This is a genomic window from Malacoplasma iowae, assembly GCF_900660615.1.
In the GTDB taxonomy this organism is placed as follows: Bacteria; Bacillota_I; Bacilli_A; order Mycoplasmatales; family Mycoplasmoidaceae; genus Malacoplasma; species Malacoplasma iowae.
In genome coordinates this window covers 1,024,260-1,044,393 of sequence record NZ_LR215023.1, presented here as the reverse complement: position 1 = coordinate 1,044,393, position 20,134 = coordinate 1,024,260, and the positions used below count along the sequence as shown (strand labels likewise).

Annotated in this window: 16 protein-coding genes; 11 read left to right on the top strand and 5 right to left on the bottom strand. The window is 23.9% G+C overall.

All coding sequences use genetic code 4. The features are described 5' to 3' along the window. Nucleotides 1–42 precede the first annotated feature (42 nt). The 3 genes from EXC57_RS04165 to EXC57_RS04155 form a co-directional block, all read right to left on the bottom strand. The gene (locus tag EXC57_RS04165; RefSeq protein WP_159402900.1) at nucleotides 43–633 is read right to left on the bottom strand and encodes a diadenylate cyclase; all 591 of its coding nucleotides are present in this window, start codon (nucleotides 631–633) and stop codon (nucleotides 43–45) included. A 371-nt stretch (nucleotides 634–1,004) separates the two neighbouring features. Next, the gene (locus EXC57_RS04160; RefSeq protein ID WP_129692514.1) at nucleotides 1,005–1,979 is read right to left on the bottom strand and encodes an IS30 family transposase; all 975 of its coding nucleotides are present in this window, start codon (nucleotides 1,977–1,979) and stop codon (nucleotides 1,005–1,007) included. 138 nt (nucleotides 1,980–2,117) lie between these two features. Continuing rightward, nucleotides 2,118–4,736 carry an RNase J family beta-CASP ribonuclease gene (locus EXC57_RS04155; protein ID WP_004024890.1) on the bottom strand — a complete coding sequence of 873 codons (2,619 nt, stop codon included), beginning with the start codon at nucleotides 4,734–4,736 and terminating at the stop codon, nucleotides 2,118–2,120. Nucleotides 4,737–4,958: 222 nt separating this feature from the next. On the opposite strand from EXC57_RS04155, the gene cls reads away from it, so the two are divergent. The 9 genes from cls (at nucleotide 4,959) to EXC57_RS04110 (ending at nucleotide 14,064) form a co-directional block, all read left to right on the top strand. Next, nucleotides 4,959–6,512: a cardiolipin synthase gene (gene cls, locus EXC57_RS04150; RefSeq protein WP_004024889.1), complete on the top strand. Its 1,554-nt coding sequence runs from the start codon at nucleotides 4,959–4,961 to the stop codon at nucleotides 6,510–6,512. 50 nt (nucleotides 6,513–6,562) lie between these two features. Further along, entirely contained in the window at nucleotides 6,563–6,826 is a 264-nt protein-coding gene (locus EXC57_RS04145) for an HPr family phosphocarrier protein (RefSeq protein WP_004024888.1), read from the top strand. Nucleotides 6,827–6,928: 102 nt separating this feature from the next. Further along, nucleotides 6,929–7,843, top strand: coding sequence for a DNA-binding protein WhiA (gene whiA, locus EXC57_RS04140; protein WP_004024887.1), 915 nt, complete (start codon nucleotides 6,929–6,931; stop codon nucleotides 7,841–7,843). 195 nt (nucleotides 7,844–8,038) lie between these two features. Then, nucleotides 8,039–8,392 carry a hypothetical protein gene (locus tag EXC57_RS04135; protein WP_004024886.1) on the top strand — a complete coding sequence of 118 codons (354 nt, stop codon included), beginning with the start codon at nucleotides 8,039–8,041 and terminating at the stop codon, nucleotides 8,390–8,392. A gap of 90 nt (nucleotides 8,393–8,482) precedes the next feature. Beyond that, nucleotides 8,483–9,121, top strand: a complete 639-nt coding sequence (gene ruvA / locus EXC57_RS04130) for a Holliday junction branch migration protein RuvA (RefSeq protein ID WP_004024885.1) — start codon at nucleotides 8,483–8,485, stop codon at nucleotides 9,119–9,121. Next, a complete protein-coding gene (ruvB, locus tag EXC57_RS04125) occupies nucleotides 9,093–10,019 on the top strand; it encodes a Holliday junction branch migration DNA helicase RuvB (protein WP_004024884.1) in 927 nt (308 codons plus the stop codon). Before ruvA ends, ruvB begins: the two co-directional genes overlap by 29 nt. Before the next feature lie 80 nt (nucleotides 10,020–10,099). After that, nucleotides 10,100–10,786: an N-acetylmannosamine-6-phosphate 2-epimerase gene (locus EXC57_RS04120; RefSeq protein ID WP_004024883.1), complete on the top strand. Its 687-nt coding sequence runs from the start codon at nucleotides 10,100–10,102 to the stop codon at nucleotides 10,784–10,786. Nucleotide 10,787: 1 nt separating this feature from the next. Next, entirely contained in the window at nucleotides 10,788–13,142 is a 2,355-nt protein-coding gene (locus tag EXC57_RS04115; protein WP_004024882.1) for a PTS transporter subunit IIABC, read from the top strand. Nucleotides 13,143–13,212: 70 nt separating this feature from the next. Next, nucleotides 13,213–14,064, top strand: a complete 852-nt coding sequence (locus EXC57_RS04110) for a MurR/RpiR family transcriptional regulator (protein WP_129692680.1) — start codon at nucleotides 13,213–13,215, stop codon at nucleotides 14,062–14,064. Between the two features lie 49 nt (nucleotides 14,065–14,113). On the opposite strand, the gene EXC57_RS04105 is transcribed toward EXC57_RS04110, so the two are convergent. Further along, a complete protein-coding gene (locus EXC57_RS04105) occupies nucleotides 14,114–16,135 on the bottom strand; it encodes a DUF2779 domain-containing protein (protein WP_004024880.1) in 2,022 nt (673 codons plus the stop codon). Nucleotides 16,136–16,252: 117 nt separating this feature from the next. Here EXC57_RS04105 and EXC57_RS04100 point away from each other — a divergent pair, with 117 nt between their 5' ends. Beyond that, nucleotides 16,253–17,020, top strand: a complete 768-nt coding sequence (locus EXC57_RS04100) for a hypothetical protein (RefSeq protein WP_129692679.1) — start codon at nucleotides 16,253–16,255, stop codon at nucleotides 17,018–17,020. Nucleotides 17,021–17,063: 43 nt separating this feature from the next. On the opposite strand, the gene EXC57_RS04095 is transcribed toward EXC57_RS04100, so the two are convergent. Beyond that, nucleotides 17,064–18,146, bottom strand: coding sequence for a nicotinate phosphoribosyltransferase (locus EXC57_RS04095; protein ID WP_004024878.1), 1,083 nt, complete (start codon nucleotides 18,144–18,146; stop codon nucleotides 17,064–17,066). Nucleotides 18,147–19,027: 881 nt separating this feature from the next. Here EXC57_RS04095 and mnmA point away from each other — a divergent pair. Continuing rightward, on the top strand, nucleotides 19,028–20,134 hold the full coding sequence (mnmA, locus tag EXC57_RS04090; RefSeq protein WP_004024877.1) for a tRNA 2-thiouridine(34) synthase MnmA: 1,107 nt from the start codon (nucleotides 19,028–19,030) through the stop codon (nucleotides 20,132–20,134).

The following is a 20,134-nucleotide window of genomic DNA, read 5'->3' as shown; positions in this document are numbered from 1 at the left end:
GATAAAAATCATATGGTTTTAAAATTATAGGCTTTTATATTATTAAATTACACTATTTAATAAGTCATTAACTGAATTTTTATCTTGTCCCATATTGTGTAATTTTCCTTTTTGAGTATATGAGATATTCCCGGTAGTTTCACTAACAATAAAAGCAATAGCGTCAGTTACCTCAGTGATTCCTAATCCTGCTCTATGTCTTGAACCATATTTTAAATCTATAGAATTTTTTGAAATTGGTAAATAACATGAAATGGATTTAATTTTGTTGTTTGAGACTATAACAGCTCCATCATGAAATGATGCACTTTTATTTGAAAAAACTAAAATAAGAAATTCTGGTGAAAAAGGTGCATCAACTTTAAAACCTGTTTCTTCATATAAACTAAGAGTATTGTTTTTTTCTATAACTATTAATCCACCTATTTTTCTACTGCTTAAATAAAATAATGTTTCATGCAATGATTTAACTAATAATTCTTTGTCTTCTTTTGAAAGATGATTAGATTTATTTTTGTTTGATTTAAAGCCAAAAATTTGTTTTGATTTTAAAAGATATACAATAAAAAAAACAAACATTACCAAAATCATAATAAATGATATTAAAACAAGAATAAAAGTAATGCCTGCCATTGTATTTAACCCCTTTTTAAAATATATCAACATTATATTAATATATTTACAAAACTAACTCAATAGACGAACATAAAAAAAGTGTTGATTTTTAACAAAAAATGTGTAAAATGTTAGATTTCTATATATCTTTTTGGAAATTATATTATTTTTTAATATTTTTTGTAAATTTTTAAAACCAAATTTTTACTATGTATAATTGCTGTTTAATTTTGGATTTTAGCAAAAGTTATAACATTAAAATTAAATTTGAATAAAAAAAGAATCATTAAAATAAAATGATTCTTTTTCCCTAACTGACATGTGAAGTGCAACACTTCAATGTTACATTAAACTCTCGACTTTGAAATATAAGTTGAGAGTTTTTTGTTTTAAATATTTTCTTGATACATTTGGTAAGCTGTTTTATAACCAAACATTTTTCTTGGGATGTTGTTTACTTTTCATTCAAGAGTTTTTATTTTATCTTCACTTACTAAACTGAAGTCAGTTCCTTTTTTATATCATCTTCTAACTATCCCATTTATGTTCTCGTTGGACCCTCTTTGGAATGAAGAATAAGGTTGGCAATAATAAACTTTAAAGTTGAATTGTTTTGCAGTTATTCCCATCATTTGAAACTCTAACCCATTATCAACAGTGATGCTTTTTATTGGGAGTTTTTCATCTCGAATAATGGTATACATTTTAGCCATCATTGATCTAGCGTTTTTACCTTTTATTTTTCTAATAATTGCCAACCTTGTTTTTCTTTCTACTAATGTTAATAAGTGGTAATAACCACTTTGCCTTTTACTAACTATTAGATCAGCTTCTCAATGTCCAAATTCTTTTCTTTTGTTTATCTTTTCTGGTCTTAGACTATAAGGAATGCAGTATTTTCCATCAATTTTAGAAAATATACCTATTTTTCTTCTTTTTCCTTTAACATATTTTCTTCTTAAACAATCTCTTCTTTGTATCTTTCAAATCTTGCTATTGATTCATCTAAATACTTGCCTAGCACTTGGAACTTTAACTAATGGATAGTTTTCTTTTATTCAAAAAATTGTAGCTTCTACACCATGAGATTTAGGATTAAATTTTTGAATAAAAAGATCTGTGAAGTTTTTGTACTTCAACATAAAAAACATATGACAATTTGATTTTCTTCTAATGTATTTTTTGTGAGCATTTGATGAATAATAAATTCCTGTTGAAGATGTGTTTCTTTTTAATTCTCTTGATATTGTTGATTTGTTTTTATTTAAGATTTTTGCAATCTTATTCATAGAATATTTTTCTTTATTTCAAAGAAAATAAATTAAGCATCTTTCTTCTTTTGTTAAATGTTTATAAGTTTTCATAAGCACTCCTAATATTCATTATCTTTTTATTAGTGAACACTTACAAACAAAACAAATGAAGTGCACACTCTTTTTCGAGTGTTGCACTTCACATGTCAGTCGAGCAAAAAGAATCATTAAAATAAAATGATTCTTTTTTTATCTTTCAAATATTGTTGTTAAAACAACAGGTCTTTTCTTTTTGTTTTTTCAAATAAAGAAATGAATTGTTTTTCTGACTATATCAGTTATTTCATTATCAGTGATACTTGGATTGGATTTTAATTGTTTTTCAATTTCATCTTTTATACTATATGACATTTTAGCAATTAATGGTGCTGATTGTTTTGCATAGAAACAACCACGTGTGTTAATCATTGGATTTAAGCATAATACATTGTTAGTTTTATCTTTTAAAATAATTACATTAAATACACCATCTTCAGATAACCATCTTCTATCTTCAATTAGTTTTAAAGTCTTTTTTGAAGTAAGTTTTTTATCAATAAGAATTGCTGATGCATCTATACATTGTTTTGTAGGTGTTAGAACATGATTTTTTAATTCTATTTTTTGACCATTTCTTAATATAAAAATATTTTCTGGGTCATATCCAATATCTATTGCATTATTTTTCATTGACTTCAACATTTTAGATTCGCCATGAATTGGAACAACATATTTGGCATTAACTAACTTCATCATCATTTGTTGTTCTTGTTTGGTAGCATGACCTGAAGCATGAATTTTGTAATTTGGAGAATGTTGAATTACATTAACACCTAATTTAAATAATTTATTAACAAGTAATTCAACACTTTTAAAATTACCAGGAATTGGGTTTGATGAAAGGATTATTGTATCTTGAGGTTTTAAAGGAACTTTTTGATATCTTCCCTCTGCCATCAAATTAAGAGCAGCCATTTCTTCACCTTGTGATCCAGTTAAAACAACAAGAACTTCATTATCTGGTGTTGATTGGATTTCTTTACTAGAAATTAAATCTGTGTCATTAAGTTTTAAGTATCCAACCTTACGAGAAGTTTTTATGTTTGCTTCCATACTTCTTCCCATAATGCATATTTTTCTATTTAGGTTTATTGCTTTTTCAATTATTGTTTCAATTCTTCCTAAATTAGATGCAAATGTTGCAACAAAAACTCTTCCTGTTGATATTTTTATTAGGTATTCAATATTTTTTATAATATTGTCTTCAGTTTCGCTAAAACCTGGTGAATCACTATTTGTTGATTCTGCTAAAAATACATCAACATTACGGTTTGACATTTCAACTATCTTGTGAATATTTGTATCATCTGTATATTTACCAAAATCAAATCTATAATCACCAGCACTAACTATATTTCCATTTGGAGTTTGAATGCATAATCCAAAACAATCTGGTATTGAGTGACACACTCTAAAAAAATCAATGTTGAAATACTTTGAATTAACAATAGTATCATCACTAAAAGTTAATATTTCTGGAACTTTAATTTCTTTGAATTCGCTTAACCTTCTTTTTATTAATTCTGCTGCTAGTAAAGGAGCATATATTTTTTCAACTTCTACCTCTTGAAGAAGATATGGAATTCCTCCAATGTGATCTTCGTGACCATGAGTTATAAAAAGGTAATTAATTTTTTGATTATTTTCTTTAAAATAATCAAAATTTGGAATAATACCATTAAAACCTAGCATATCAGAAGAAGCAAATTTAATACCACTATCAACAACAATTGTTTCCTCATTATGTTCTATAACATATGTGTTTTTACCAATTTCATCTAATCCACCAAGTGCAAATATATAAGTTGAATCTTTTTGATTAGTGTTTTTGTTATCAATTATGAATTCATTGTTGTAGTTATAATTTACAGCTTCTTCTGGTGGAACAATACTTACTACATTTTTTTGTTGTTCTTTATTTTCAAAGTTATTATTTTTAAAACCATTTTCATTATTTTTGACTATTGTTTTAGTATTTGGTTTTTTATTAAAGTATTCTTTTTTGTCTAAGTTTTGTTCTTCGTTTTTTATTTCATCAAATGATTCTTGATTGATTGGAAACTCAATTTTTGTTTCTTGGCTTTCAAAATCATCACTATCTTCATCATTGAAATTAATTTGTTCTTCTTGACTAACATTGTTTTCATCATTGTCATATTCATTAGAGAATTTATAGTCATCATAATTTATATCTTGATCATCTTCAATATTATATTCTTCGTGAATGTCATCAACATCTAAATCATATTCATTACTATAATCTTCTTCACTATCAGATTCATTGTAGTGATCATTATCAAATTGTTCAGTTTTTTTATTTTGTTTTTGTAATTCAATTTTGTTTTTATTAATTATTTCTTCTGCTTCATCTGAATCTAATTCATATTCATTGGTAGTACTTTCAAAATTATCAACAACACTAGTTAATTCATTTTGATTTGTTATAAAATCATCATCATCTTTTTCTTTTTTTGGTTTTAAATCTTCTTTATTTGAAGCTAATATTTCTTCAACCTCATCATCATCTAACTCATTGTCATTGTATGAATCATCAGAACTATTAAATTCATTGGCATTATTATCTAGATGAAATTCTTGATCTAATTGATGTTCTTCTTCATCTTCATCGTCTTCAATTCCTGATAATATTTTTTCAACTTCTTCATCCATTTCGTTTTCATCTATTTCAATTTCACTATTTTCATTATCATCATCAAAATCATTATCACTATTTGAAAAAGAGTATAAAAAATTTTTATTATTGTACATAAAATCTCCTAGTAATTATTATTGAAAACCTAACCTGAAGTGCATTATTAGTGAATAAATAAAAAATAATCTTTTTTGTTTTTATTAACCAAAAAATACAAAAGCAAATAAAGATAAGTTAGGTATAAAATTTCTTTAGTTATTAATATAATAATATAAAGTTTGAAATTTTAGTATAAAAATTTCAAGTTTTATTTATTTTATAAAATATGAGTGATAACAATGAATAAAAGAAAAAAATTATTAATATCATTATCATCTATAATTTTATTTGTTTTATTAATATGCCTATTTGTATGGCTAATTTTTGTCTCTTTTGGTATTAGTGCTAATACAATATATTGATTAGTATCTGCTTTTCTTGTTTATGTTGCACAAATAATTACTTCATTTTATTTACTTAACTCTAAGAAAAGAATTATTAACGTTAAATTGTGTTGAATATTTGTAATTTCAAGCATTCCGGTTTTTGGTTTATTTGGTTTTTTTATTTTTGGTATTATTCCTTTTAAATCTAAGAGCATAGAACAAATTCATGAAGATAATAAACCATTTTCAAAATGTGAAGATTTTACTTTTACAAACAAAATGATTGATGAAAAAAAAGATTACATTGAAGAATTCCTTTTTTCATACAATTTTGAATTATCACCAGTTTATGAAAATAATAAAATTGACATTATTAAACAATCTGAAGTTTTTAAACAATCAATTGAACTGATCAGAAAAGCAAAAGAATTTATTCACATTCAGTTTTATATTGTTTCAGATTCTGTTTGATTCAATCTTTTGCTAGAAGAAATAGCTAAGAAAAGAAAAGACAATGTAAAAGTTAGGTTTATGTATGATTGGGTTGGTAGCCATAAAAGATTTCACCAAAGAAGTGTTAGAATGCTAAGACAAATGGGGATTGAGGTTGAAGTTTTTAACCCAAAAATTATTACAAAATATACTAGTGCTACAAATTTTAGAAGTCATAGAAAATGTATTATTGTAGACAACAAATATTGTTTAACTGGTGGTTCAAATATTGGTGATGAATACATTAATATGAGAAAAAAATATAATAATTGAACTGACCTTAATTTTTTAATTGAAGGAGAAATAGTTAATTCTATTAATTTAAGATTTTGTAATGATTGAATTAATTATTCAAGTTATAAAAAAAGAAATGATAAAAATGATGAATTTTACAAAGAATTTAAAATTCATAAAGCTAATACAAAAACAATTGCACAAATTGTTAATTCAACACCAGAGGTTAAACCTAACAATTTTGAATCATTGTTATCATTTTTAATTTCAAATGCAAAAAAATCTATATGAATTACAACACCATATTTATTGCTTCCAGAACACATTATAAATCAATTGCTATTTGCATCAGTTAAAGGTATTGATGTTAAAATTGTTGTTCCAAATTTACCAGATGATAAAAAATACATTTTAACTATTAATAGAAATTCATCAATTAAAATGATTGAATCAAATATAAAAATATTTGAATATAGTGGTTTTGTTCATTCAAAATCAATAATAATTGATGATGAAATATCTGTCATTGGATCAAACAATATGGACTTTAGAAGTCTTATGATTAATTTTGAAACAGCAATTTTGGTTAAATCTAAAACAATGAATTTAAATTTAAGAAATATTTTTAAAGATTACTTAAAAAATAGCATTAAAATCGACAATGAATTTTTGAAAAGAAATTATAAATTAAGTAATAAAATTCAAATGTTATTTGTTAACATTATTCAACCATTATTATAAAATTGGTATATACTAATTAATATTTATTAAATATATAGGAGACAAATATTATGAAAACAGTAGCTGTTAAAATTATTGATAAAATAGGTATTCATGCTAGACCAGCAAGTAAAATTGTACAAACAGCTGGTAAATTCGAATCAAATATTTCTTTTAAAACAAATGATAAAACTGCGAATGCTAAATCTGTTATTAATTTGATGGCTTTAGGTGCAAAATTTGATACAGAAGTTGAAATAATTGCTGAAGGTTCAGATGAAGAAAAAGCAATTGAATCATTACTAGAAGTAATGAAAGAAGAAAAACTTATTTAATTTTTTTAAAAGATATTAAGGAAACTTAATATTTTTTATTGCTTATTTTTTATTTATTAATCATATTTATGATTATCATAAATAATAAATAAAGGACATATTATGGAAATGACATTTTCTCAAAAAGTAAAAGAAGAAATAACATCACAAGACTTTAGTGATGAACAATTGAAATGAATACTATGTGGTTTTTTAAAAAACAACATAATATTACATATGAATTCTGATGAATACACATGGGAAATTAAAACCAAAAGTCCTAACATTGTAAGATTTATAGTAAAAAGTTTCATTAAACTTTTTAACATAGAAAAAAATCTTTCTTATACAAGTAAGACAAAATCAAGTTCTAGAGTTTATAAATTAACATTTAAAGGTGATTTTAATTTTATTGAAAAGAATTTAATGATCTTTGATGACCCAAGGAAATTATTTGCATCAGATGATGATAAGCATGCATTTTTAATTGGAACTTTTTTAAGTGGTGGTAGTTTAAATGACCCCATTAGTTCTAATTATCACTTTGAAATCAGAAGTCATAATGTTGATCTTATAGATGTTATTTGTGAAATTCTTTTAGCAATGAAAATAAATGCTAAAAAAATGGAAAGACAAAATTCTTACATAGTTTATGTTAAGAAATCAGAATCTATTTCTGATATTTTAAAAACAATGAATGCTTTAGAATCAATGTTTGATTATGAAGATAAAAGAATATATAGAGATTATAGTAATCAAATGCATAGATTAAATAATTTAGATATGTCCAATCTAAAAAAAACAATTGATGCTAGTCAAAAACAAATAGATATGATCAAAATTATAATGAACAATAAAGAATTGAGTTCATTGCTTAGCGAAAAAGAAAAACTTTTTTGCAAAATAAGATTACAATACCCTCAATATTCTTTGAGTGAAATAGCTATATTTTTTAAAACAAACTATGGAATAGATGTTACTAGAACGGGATTAAATCACTATGTTAGAAAAATAAAGAAACTTATAGAAATGATTTAGTGTTAATTGTATTGTTAGAATAAATATTTCAATTTAATATTTCATTATCTTTTTAAATATCAACAAAAATATTATTTACATCTTGTTTTTTAACTTATTTTATAACTATAAGGAAAATATTAAAAATATTGCAATTTGAATTTTAATTTTTAATTTCTTATAATTTATATATTGATGTTACAAAATGAGGTAGTTATGTTATTTAAAAAAAACAACAAAAAAGATGACCCTAAATTTCATTCTTCTAGAGGTGAATCTTTAAGTGAAGAAAATAAAATAAATGATTCTGTAACTCAATTTGATGAAATAAAGAAAATTCATGAAAATGAAGTTAATGTAGTTTTATTTGAAAGAGAAATTAGATTAAGAGAAAAAGAAGCTCAAATACAAAAGAAACAAACTTTTATTCAAAAAACTAATGAAAACCTTGAAAAAGAAACAACTGAGTTTGAAAGAAGAATGGAATTACAAGAAAAAGTAAATTCCAAAAAAAGACATGATCTTAAAAAAAGAGATATAGCATATAGAAATAGAAGCGTTTTGGGATAAATAACTTTTAAGTTATTTATCTTTTTTTGTAGTTTCTTGTAAAAAAATCTATTTATATAGTGGAGATATATAAATAGGAGGAAATAAAATATGGAATATATTAATGGAAAAATTACATATTCAAATAAGAACTACATAATTTTGGAGACAAACTCAATAGGAACTAAAATATTTATTAATGATTGTATTAATTATGAATTAAATCAGTATTATAAAATTTATATTTATCAAAAGGTTTGTCAAACTAATAAAGGAAATTTTGTATCTGAATATTATGGATTTAAAGACCCATATGAAAAAATATTTTTTGAACAATTAATCAATATAAATGGAATTGGACCAAAAACTGCTTTGAATATTCTTAAAACAAATTTAGATGAATTAAAAATATTAATTAAAACCAAAGATTATAAAACACTAGAAACTCTTCCAGGGTTTAATAAAAAAATAGCATGACAAGTAATTAATGATATTTCTTATAAGCTAAATTTTGAATATAAAAATGAAACCATAAATGAGAATAATAATTCAACTTCTGTTACTAAAATATCAGATTTGGTGTCAGCATTAAAAGCATTGGGTTATAAAAAAGAAGAAGTTGAAATCGCACTTAGTGAAATACCAACAAAAATTGAAAATTATAGATCGCTTGAATTAAGTGATCTTATAAGTGAAACAATAAAAATAATAATTGGTGATGATGAATCTAATTCAGCTAAGGCCAACTAAACTAAATGATTTTCAGGGTAAACAACAACTTAAAAACAATATAAAAATATATTTAAAGAATTGTTTAAAAAACAATAGTTGTCTTGATCATTGTTTACTGTATGGACCAGCAGGAGTTGGTAAAACAACTTTGGCTAAAATAATTGCTAATGAATTAAAAACTAATATAAAAATTGTTTTGGGTCCTCAAATAAAAGAAAAAACTGATTTACTAAATATTTTGTATTCAGTTAAAGAAAATGACATTATTTTTATTGATGAGATACATTCTGTTAATCAGTGTTGCTATGAACTTTTATATTCAGTAATGGAGGATTTTACTTTTAGTGTAAGTATAGGTAAAGATTTTAATGCGAAATTAACTACCTTAAAACTTCCAAAGTTTACAATTATAGGAGCTACAACTAAACTTGGTAATTTACCAGATCCTTTTGAAGAAAGATTTGGAATCTTATTAAATATAGATGAATATTCTTCTCAAGATATTTATAAGATTCTTAAGTTCAGTGTTAATCATTTTAATATTGATATTGATGATGAAATACTTATAGAAATTGCAAATAAATCTAAAGGGATACCAAGACTTTCAAAAAGAATTTTAAGTAGATTTTTGGATCATTATCAAGTTAAGAAAGAAAGTAAAGAAATAATACTTAAAAAAATTGGTATTTATGAATATGGTTTAAATGATTTAGATATTAGATATCTAAATTTATTAAAAACAAATAAAGCAATTGGCTTAAAAACAATTTCACAAATTTTAAATTTAGATGAGAAAACTATTGTTAATAAAATAGAACCATATTTGCTTAAAAAAAATCTTATATTGAAAACATCACTAGGACGGGTTTTAACAATTTATGGTGAAACATATTTAGAATCAAATTATGCTATTTAAATTGTTTGTTTATGGGAATTTTTCCCATTTTTTTATACCCATAAATTATTAAAATATTTTGCCTTAAAATGAAACTAAATATGAAAGTTATAGAAAAAATAAAAAATAATTTAATAGTTTCGTGTCAAGCAGTTGATGATGAACCATTGAACAATGTAAAAGCAATTACTTTGATGGCTAAAGCTTGTGTTGAGGGAGGAGCAACAGTATTAAGACTTAGTCAAGTAAAACATATAAAAAATATTAAAAAAATGATTAAAGGAATTTTTGTAATTGGACTGATAAAGAAAAAATATGAAGATAGTGAAGTGTATATAACAGCAACAACAAAAGAAGTGAAACAGCTTATAAAACTTAAAGTTGATGTCATTGCATTAGATGCAACAAATAGAAAAAGACCCAATGATCAAACACTAAGTGAATTAGTTACTTATTGTAGGAAAAATGCACCTAAAACATTATTGATGGCTGATTGTGCAACTATGGAAGATATTAAAAATGCTGAATTATTAAAATTTGATTTAATTAGTACAACACTTCGCGGATATACAAAAGAAAGTGCTGGTAGATCTAATATAGAAAATAATTATGAATTTATTAAAAATGCTTTGAAGCAAATAAATATTCCTTTGGTTGCAGAAGGTGGTATTTGGGAACCCAATCAAGTTAATGAATTATTAAAACTTGGATGTTATTCCGTGGTGGTTGGCACTGCAATAACCCGTCCAAAAGAAATAACCAAACGTTTTATGAAAGCGATAACTTAATATGAAGATAAATACACAAGAAAATCTAAAACCTAAAAAAAATAACATTACTTCTGTCTTTGGTAATTTAAATAAAAAAAGAAAAGAGAATAAAGGTAAAGTAAAAGATTTCTTCTCACAATTATCAAGGGGTTTAATGTTACCAATTGCTATCTTACCAATAGCTGGTTTATTACTTGGTATTAGTGGTGCAATTGGTGCTAATTTAAAAAATGAAGGTGGAATGATTGCTGCAAATATTTTAAGTGCTATGAGTTCAGTGGTGTTTAATATATTACCTCTTTTGTTTTCAGTGGCACTAACAATAACATTTTCAAAAGACCGGGGTGCTAGCGGATTTTGCTCTGTTTTAGCATATCTTGTATTTTGTAGTTTCCAACTTCCTTTCTTTCAATTTGACAAAACAAATACAATAACTTCTATATTATGATTTCATAAAGACCCAGAAGTTATAAAAAGTATAACAACTACAACACTTGGATTTACAACTTTACAAACATCTATTTTTGGAGGTATTGTTGTTGGTTTGATTACTTCTGTAATTTATAACAAAGTTTCAAAAATCAAATTACCAACAGCATTAGATTTCTTTAGTGGAATTAGATTAGTACCAATTGTTTTAATACCTTTAATATCATTGGTTGCTTTGGTATTTTTAATATTCTGACCATGAATAGGACAACTTATAAATATCATAGGTAGTGGTATACAAAAAGCTCCTTATGGTACTGGTGGATTATTGTATGGGATTTTAGGAAGATCTTTACAGCCTTTTGGATTACATCACATTCCAATTATCTTAGCATTCCAAACTCCATTTGGTGGTGAAATTAGTTGAAATGCACTTAATAGTGCATTATCTACTAATGGTATAGATATGGAAAAAATAAATGTTATTCACAATTCCTTTGGGTTAAATAATCAATCTATAAGTGGAGATCAAAACATATGAAATTTTATTAATGGATTACCATTTAATACTTTACCTATTAAATTAAGTGATGGATCGTTACAAGAAACTCCTATATTTGATTGATTTACAAAAACATTAAATGTTTATCCTGGAAGATATACACAAGATTACCCAACTTATATTGGTGTGTGTATGGGTATAGGTGCTGCAATTATATTTACTTCTGAAAAACAAAACAGAAAACAAGTAGCATCAATAATTGGATCATCTATGGTTGTTTCATTCTTGACTGGAATTACAGAACCATTAGAATATACTTTCTTATTCTGTGCACCATTACTTTATTACATAATTTATGTTCCAATGTCTGGGTTCTCTTACATGTTTATGGAATTAGTTGGTGCCCATGTTGGTGTTGGTTTTGCAAGAGGGTTTATTGATCTTGTTATTTATGGTGCCATACCAGTATTAAAAGGAACTAAATTCTATTTTGCTTTTGTTTTAGCTATTGCTGAAGGAGCGATTACATTCTTATTATTCTGATTACTAATTAAAAAAATGAATATTCAAACACCAGGAAGAGGAAGTAATAACTTTAAGTTAATTGATAAAAAAACTTATCAAGAAATGAAAGATAAAAATAATAAAAATAAAAATGAAGTAGATACAAAAACAATTCAAATTATAAATGCACTTGGAGGTCTTGAAAACATTGAAAATGTTACAGCTTGTGCAACAAGACTAAGAGTTAGTTTAAAAAGCTCAAATTCTTTGGATGTTAACAAAGTGAAACAATTAGGATCAATGGGAGAGGTTATAAACAATAAATCAGTTCAATTAATTTTTGGTGGCGAAGCTGCTATATTAAGTGAAAAAATAAATGATGTGATTGATTCTAAAATTGATATTTCAAATATTAATTTTGAAAATAATAATGAATTAATCAAAAATGAAAATGTTAAATCTAGTGAAAAGAAAAATAATTTTATAGTTTACTCTCCAGTAGATTGCCAAGTCATTACATTAGATAATGTTTGTGATGATGCTTTTAAAAACAAACTTTTAGGAGATGGAGTAGCCATTATTCCTAAATCAAATGAATTTTATTCAATTATTGAAAAAGGTATTTTGGAAAATTGTTTTGATACAAAGCATTGTTATATATTTAAAACTGATGAAGGTCAAAATGTAATGATGCATATAGGAATAGACAGTGTAGAACTTAATGGAATTCCTTTTGATGTAAAAATTAAAGAAAAAGAAAAAGTATTTTTAAACAAAAAGATAACAAATGTAGATTTAGAAAAATTGAGCAAATCAAAATCAATTCAAACTCCTATAGTTGTTTGTGATATGACTAAAGAAATGAAAATTGAATTGCTTGTAAAAAACAATCAAAATGTTAAAAAGGGCACACCAATTTATAAAGTAATATATAGTTAAGATAACTTATGTTATCTTAATTTTTTTATATTAAATATTATTAGGTTATATTTTTATTGGGTTAAACAATATGGAAAACAAAATAAAAATTTTTGATGAATCAAATTTTGATTTAAACGAAACAGAAATCGAAATAGTTAAAAAAATAAATGATAATATTGATTTGTTTTTATCATCTAACATTATTGCTTTAGAAAAAATCCTTTTTTATTCAAAGTCATCAATTTCAAGATTATGCCAAAAAATGGGTTTTAAAAATATCATTGAAATGAAAACATTTGCTATTGATAAAAAATCAAAATTAGATCTTTATAAAGTTCAAAAAGAAGAAGATACATATAATAGGATAAATAATTTAATAGCATATAATGTTTATACAATAAATGAAACATTAAATAGTATTGATGCCAAACAATTAAATAATATTTGTAACAAAATATTATCATGTGAAAAAATTTTTTGTTATGGAATAGGATCATCATATCTTCCAGCATATGAGTTTTCATCTAATCTACTTAAATTGGGAATTAAAGCAAATGCATTTAATGATTTGCATGTTTTATTGTTATCATTATCATCAATTTCTGGTGAAAATCTTCTTGTTATTTTTTCAAAATCAGCTGCCCATAGTGAAATAGTTTTTATTATTGAAACAGCAAAAAAATTAAACATTCCAGTATTGCTTGTAACAAACAATAAAGAATTTATTGATGGAATTACTTATAAAATAGTTTTTGAAGATTTATATAAAAATAAAAGAATAATTGCAACATCAAGTAAAATATCAATGCTTGTAATTTCAGATTTAATATATTATGAACTTTATAGCAAAATTGAAAGTAGTAATACATCACTTAAAAAAGCAAATGAATTAATTAAAGAGTGACAGTTTTTTAAAACTAATAACAATAGTGATAAATAAAATTTACCCCAATAAATTAAATTATTTTATTAGGGTAAATTTTAATGCATTATTTATTATATTTTTCTAATAAATCTTTAACAAAATATTCTATTGCTATCATAGCTCTAACATCGTTTTCACAATAAACTTTAAGATTTTCTTCAATTTTTTTTCATTCAGAATCACTAATTAATAAAAAGAATCTTTTATTTGTTTCTCCCTGACATTCTTTACCATTTTTTACATTTAAAGAGTTATAGTCCAAACAATGAGTTTTATCAAAAATTTCTGGATTATATTTTTTTATTAATGGTAAAACTTTTTTAATTGAATAAAAACCACACAATTCTTTAAAGACTATATATTTTTTATTTGTTGTAAATGTAAAAAAATCAGCTAAGTCAAAAGTGTTATTAATAATTTGAATTATTTTGTGATTATAATTTTTATCTGAAATATAACCTGCAATTTCCTTTAATCTTGTTTGTTCAAATGATTTGTTATAAACAATATATAGAACTTTTTCATCTTCGTTTGTTGTCTCATAGTAAATTGAGTCAACAACTTTTTTGAATCAATCAATATCAATTTTTGTTGGATCTATTATTAAATTTTCACAAGGTGAAGACTCTGTTCCATCACCATTATCTTTTATTACAGAACATTGAGTAACAATTTGACTAAAAGGCAAAGTGTTGTCACAACTTCTTATTGATGTGTTTATTGTTTCAAAATCAAAATAAACTTTTTTAACATTTTTTAATTTATTATAAAGTTCATACGTTTTTGTTAAATCAATTTGAATTTCTTCGTTTGAGTTTATAAATGCATCAATATATATGTTTGTGTTTTTTTCTGGTGTTTTTAAAAATGTTTTTGGATTTTGATTAATTACTGCATTTTTAATATTGTATTCATCTTGAACTGCAACTTTTCCAGAATAGTCATATAAAGTGTATCCTTGCAAGGAATATAGTTTTCTTAATTCTGGTCAATTATCATCATTTTTAAAAGGACCCTTATCATTAAATGAAGGTTTAATATTTGAAAAAGATTTAAAATCATCATTGTTTTTTATTTTCTTTTCAAGATTTTCTAAGTTCTTTTTATGATCCCAAAGTTGGGCAATAACATTATTAAAATTATTATATGTATCTTTTAAGATTGATAAAGATTTATCTAGTGATTTTGTTGTCTTGGTGTTATTCAACAATATTTTTTTATTTTCAATATCTGAATAATCCCCACACAATATATTTGAAATTAAAATTCCATGTTCTTCACCAATTTTGTCAAAGTAATATCCTTTTTTTCTTTTATTTTTTACTCAGATTATTTTGTTTTTTGGCAACTCCTTTTCAGCTTTAGAAAGAGTTGGTGGAGATTTTGAAATGTTAATGTATTTTGTTGTTTCAAAAGAAACTTCATATTTATTTTTATATTCATACTTAATAAGGCATAGTTCATATGAAATATTTTTTTCTTTTAAATAATCTTTTGATTCGATTACTTGTTTTTGAAAAAACAAATCAAGATAATGATGAAACTTTGCAGTAGTTGTACCCTTTGTTTCTATTAAATGAAAATCATAACTATCTATTTTTACAAAAGCATCACATTTTGTAATTAAATTATTATGAATAAAAACGGGCTGAAAAATAATTACAGAATCATGATTTTTAAGAATAAATTCAGTTTCGATAGCCAATTCTTCCATTGTTTTGTTTTTGTATTTAATGTCGTCAAAATCAAATCAAGGCATATCAATGAATTTATTTTTTATAAATTTTTTTGATTCAATATCTAAAATTGAACCTTCTTTTAATAATGGGTTATCTTTATCCACATCCTTATTTTCTTCTAATAATTCTTTGTATTTTTCATATGCATCAAATTCGCTAATTTCTCCATCATCAAAAAAATCATCATCTTCATCATCATCTTCATATAATTCACTATAATATCCATATTGATTTTTTATTGATTCTATTTCTGAAATTATTTCAGCATTTGTTTTAAATCAAAAATTTTCTTGCTTTGTATAAAAGGCAATGTAATCATATTTACTTATATATTTAGATTTTTTCATAACACAAAAATTATAAATTAAATTTGAATATAGCTTATTTAATATTTATTAAAAAATAAATAATATTATAAATTTTATAAATATAATAAATTTAATTAAATGATTCTGGTGTACATAATGGAAATAAAAAAAATTGAATTTGAAACTTTTGATCAAATATTATATTCTTTAAAAAATAAAAAACAAAACAAATTTTTAGATGATATTAAAAAATGAAAACATTACAAATATTTTTTTAACAGCGTTTTTTACAAACTAAAAAAAGCAAAATTTTTAAATGACAATTTAACAATGTATTATCTTATAAATAAAACAATAGTAAGAATTCAATCTTTTATGAATGATATTGGAAACAATTATCAAGAACTTACAAAAATTATTTCTGATTATCTTATTCCTGAATATGGGAAAAACTATTACAATGAAAAACCTAGTAAAACATTTTCAAAAGAATTTATAAGTTCAATGAGAAAAAGTTTAAAAAATATAGAAATCATTTGTAATAACATGCTAGATATTTGTAGTAATAATAATTTTAGATTTTCTAAAGAGATTTATACAATTTATTTGACATATTGTTTTAATAATGGATTAGTTAAAAAAAGATATTATAAAGAAAAAAAGATGGACAATGATGGTCAATATCTTTTTTGATCAAGAAAATTTAAATTTATTTTTATACCATTTCCTAAAGATTTAAAAAAAATTAAAAAAACTCTTTTTGATATTATTGAAAACAAACAAGTAAATGAAAAAGAATTAATCTATAGAGCAGAAATAAATTTAAGTAATGAAAGATATATAGATAAAAGAATGTTAGATAATTGTATTTATGAAAATGGTTTGATACAAGAAATATATGAAAATTGAGATGATCAAATTTAATTTTTATAAAAAAAATAAAATGGATGCAAAGCAAAATAATTATTTATTTTAAGCTTTGCATTTTTTCAATTGAAGAATCTATATTATTGTTTCTTCCTATTTTTGCTTGGTATTGTCCATTGGTTTTGATTAAATCACCTGTAAAAAATACATTTATTTTTGTTGTGCTTTTACCAATTCCATACATATCAACTGGAAGTTTTTTTGATTCATAATCTTTAACTTTATCTAAAGTTAAACCAGATGAAATAACAATTTTTGTATTTTTATAACCTACATCATCTAGTTTTTTTCTAACCTCTTGAATTAATGTTGGATTTACACCATATAATTCAATATTGTCTTTCCAATTCTTATTTTTTTGTTGTAATGATAAATCAACCAAACTTGATGAAGTGTCAATTCTAACATAATCTAAATTATTAAAATTTGCATCTTTAAGTTTTTGAATTTCTCCAAGACAGTCATTATTATAATCAATAAGACCAACAACTATATTGTTTGGAAGAGATTTTTTGTATGCTTGCAAAGTTTTAACTATATCTCCATTAAATTGTTGGATTAATGCATGAGGAATTGTTCCTGTGGCTGAAACACTTGGATCGGTTTTGATAAATTCAATTTGTTTTTCTGTAACAAATTTTTTTGCACCACCAACATAAGCTGCATAACCATCATATGGTTGTAACAAATAATCATCATTTCTATCTGACATGAACATGAATTTATCCTCATTTGTTTCTTTTATAAAATTGTGTACATTGGTAGCAATGGATGATCTTCTTGATAAAATACCATCAATAATGTTTTCTAAATGACCAAAAAGTTGATAATCACCCTCGATTATCAATACGGGCTCATATTTTTTTGCAATAGTTCCATCAGGTAAATATTTTATATTTAGTTTTTTTATTTTTTTATTTAAGACAAATTTCAATAATGAAATAACTTCAGCGACACCACAAACAATAGCAGATTCTGAAAAGTGGCAAAATCTTAAACAAACATTTTTTCCTTTGTTTTCATCAAATAACACCTTTTGTGTTGCTATAAAATATTTTGTTGTGTATTTTTTTAATTTGATTGATTTATCAAATTTAAACTTAATTTTAAAAGTATCAAGCATTGTATGTGTTCCTGAAGAATCAATATATAAAATTATAATATCATTAACCAATATATATAATACATAGTTGTTAATGGTATAAATATATAAAATTCTAATTTATACCAGTCTTGATCAAATTTTGATAACTATTAATTAAATTAATGTTATTTAATTTTATAAATCATAAAAATTTATAAAATTTATCATGTTTTAGACTTTATTTTTTAAAAAAATAGTATTAATATTATTAATAACTTGAAAAGCTTATTTTTCATTTTTTTACTTTTGTAATATTTTTTTTAAAAAAAATGTGAATTTTATCCAAAAATGTGGTTTAATTATATTGCGCAATAATTTCTAAATTGTTAGAAAGTGGTGTTGCGCTTTTCGCTAAATTCATTTTTAGTCTTAATAATTAAAACAATAGGCGTCTCGATCCCCTATTAGATTGTTGAAGATTAAAGTGACTTATTGGTTTGAGTTTAGGGTTACTGAATGGTGATTCGCTGATTATGTGTCGAGCATTTTTGGTGTCAATTTCTTCTAACCTATTATATGGTTCTCCTTGGCCGGTTGATAAGTATAATAAAATTGAGGGGTGAATTGGTAAAGGCCGCTTGATGAATTGTGAAGTAATATCTATACGATTATCGATATGTTATGTATAAATTTGATATGATCATTTTATTAGTTCTAAGAACCTTTTAGTTAAATTTCAGCGATATCAATGTTTTTAACAATTGTTATTGTGCAGAACTGCTTGGCTTATTGCTAAAGTATAGACATTGAGTTGATTTTAGATAGACCGCTTAGGGATAATGCGGTCTATCCTTTTTTTATTTACTATTTCATTATCATTGGTATAAAATTTTATGGTGTAGATAATTAGGTGAAGAGATATGAACAAAACTATTGTTGTTGGTATGTCTGGTGGAGTTGATTCATCAGTAACTGCATTAATTTTAAAAAAAGCTGGTTTTAAAGTAATTGGTTTATTTATGCAAAATTGGGATAATCTTGTTAATAATGAGCTAAACTTTGAAAGTTCTTTAAGTAATTGCAGTGCAAGTTATGATTACAATGATGCAAAAGTTGTTTGTGAAAAACTTGATATACCTTTATATAAAATTGATTTTATAAAAGAATACTGGGATAAAGTATTTACTAAATTTATTGATGATTATAAATCTGGAAAAACGCCAAATCCAGATGTTTTGTGTAATAAATATATTAAATTTGATCTATTTATTAAACATGCATTAAAAACTTTTAATGCAGATTATATAGCTACAGGACATTATGCAAAAATAAAAAAAGATTCAAGTGGTACTAAATATCTTTGTGAGTCTTTTGATAAAAATAAAGATCAAACTTATTTTTTAAATCAATTAAGCCAAGCACAAATTGCAAATGTAATTTTTCCATTAGCTAATTTATCTAAAGAATGTGTTAGAGAAATAGCAAAAAAATATGATTTAATCAATTGAGATAAAAAAGATTCTACTGGTATTTGTTTTATTGGTGAAAGAGATATTAAAAAATTTCTTGCTAACTATATTGATGAAAAAGAAGGCGATATTATTGATATAACAACTAATGAAAAAATTGGAACTCATAAAGGTGTTCATTTATATACGATTGGTCAAAGAAAAGGAATGAATCTTTCAGGAAATAAAAAAAGACAATTTGTTTGTAAAAAAGATGTTGAAAAGAATATCATTTATGTTACAGATAAATTAAATGATTCAAGTTATCTTATGTCAAATTATTGTGAATTAACTGACTTTAACTGAATTTCTAAAATTCCTTATAGCGACCAAGTTGAAGTCAGATTTAGACACACACAAGCAAAGCAAAATTGTCGTTTCAAAATTTTTGGTGATAAAGTTTATTTGTTTTATGAAAATAAATCTGAATCAGTTACTGTTGGACAATATGCTGTTATATACAAAAATGGAATATGCTTAGGAGGAGGTACAATTAGTCAAACATGACTAATTGAATAA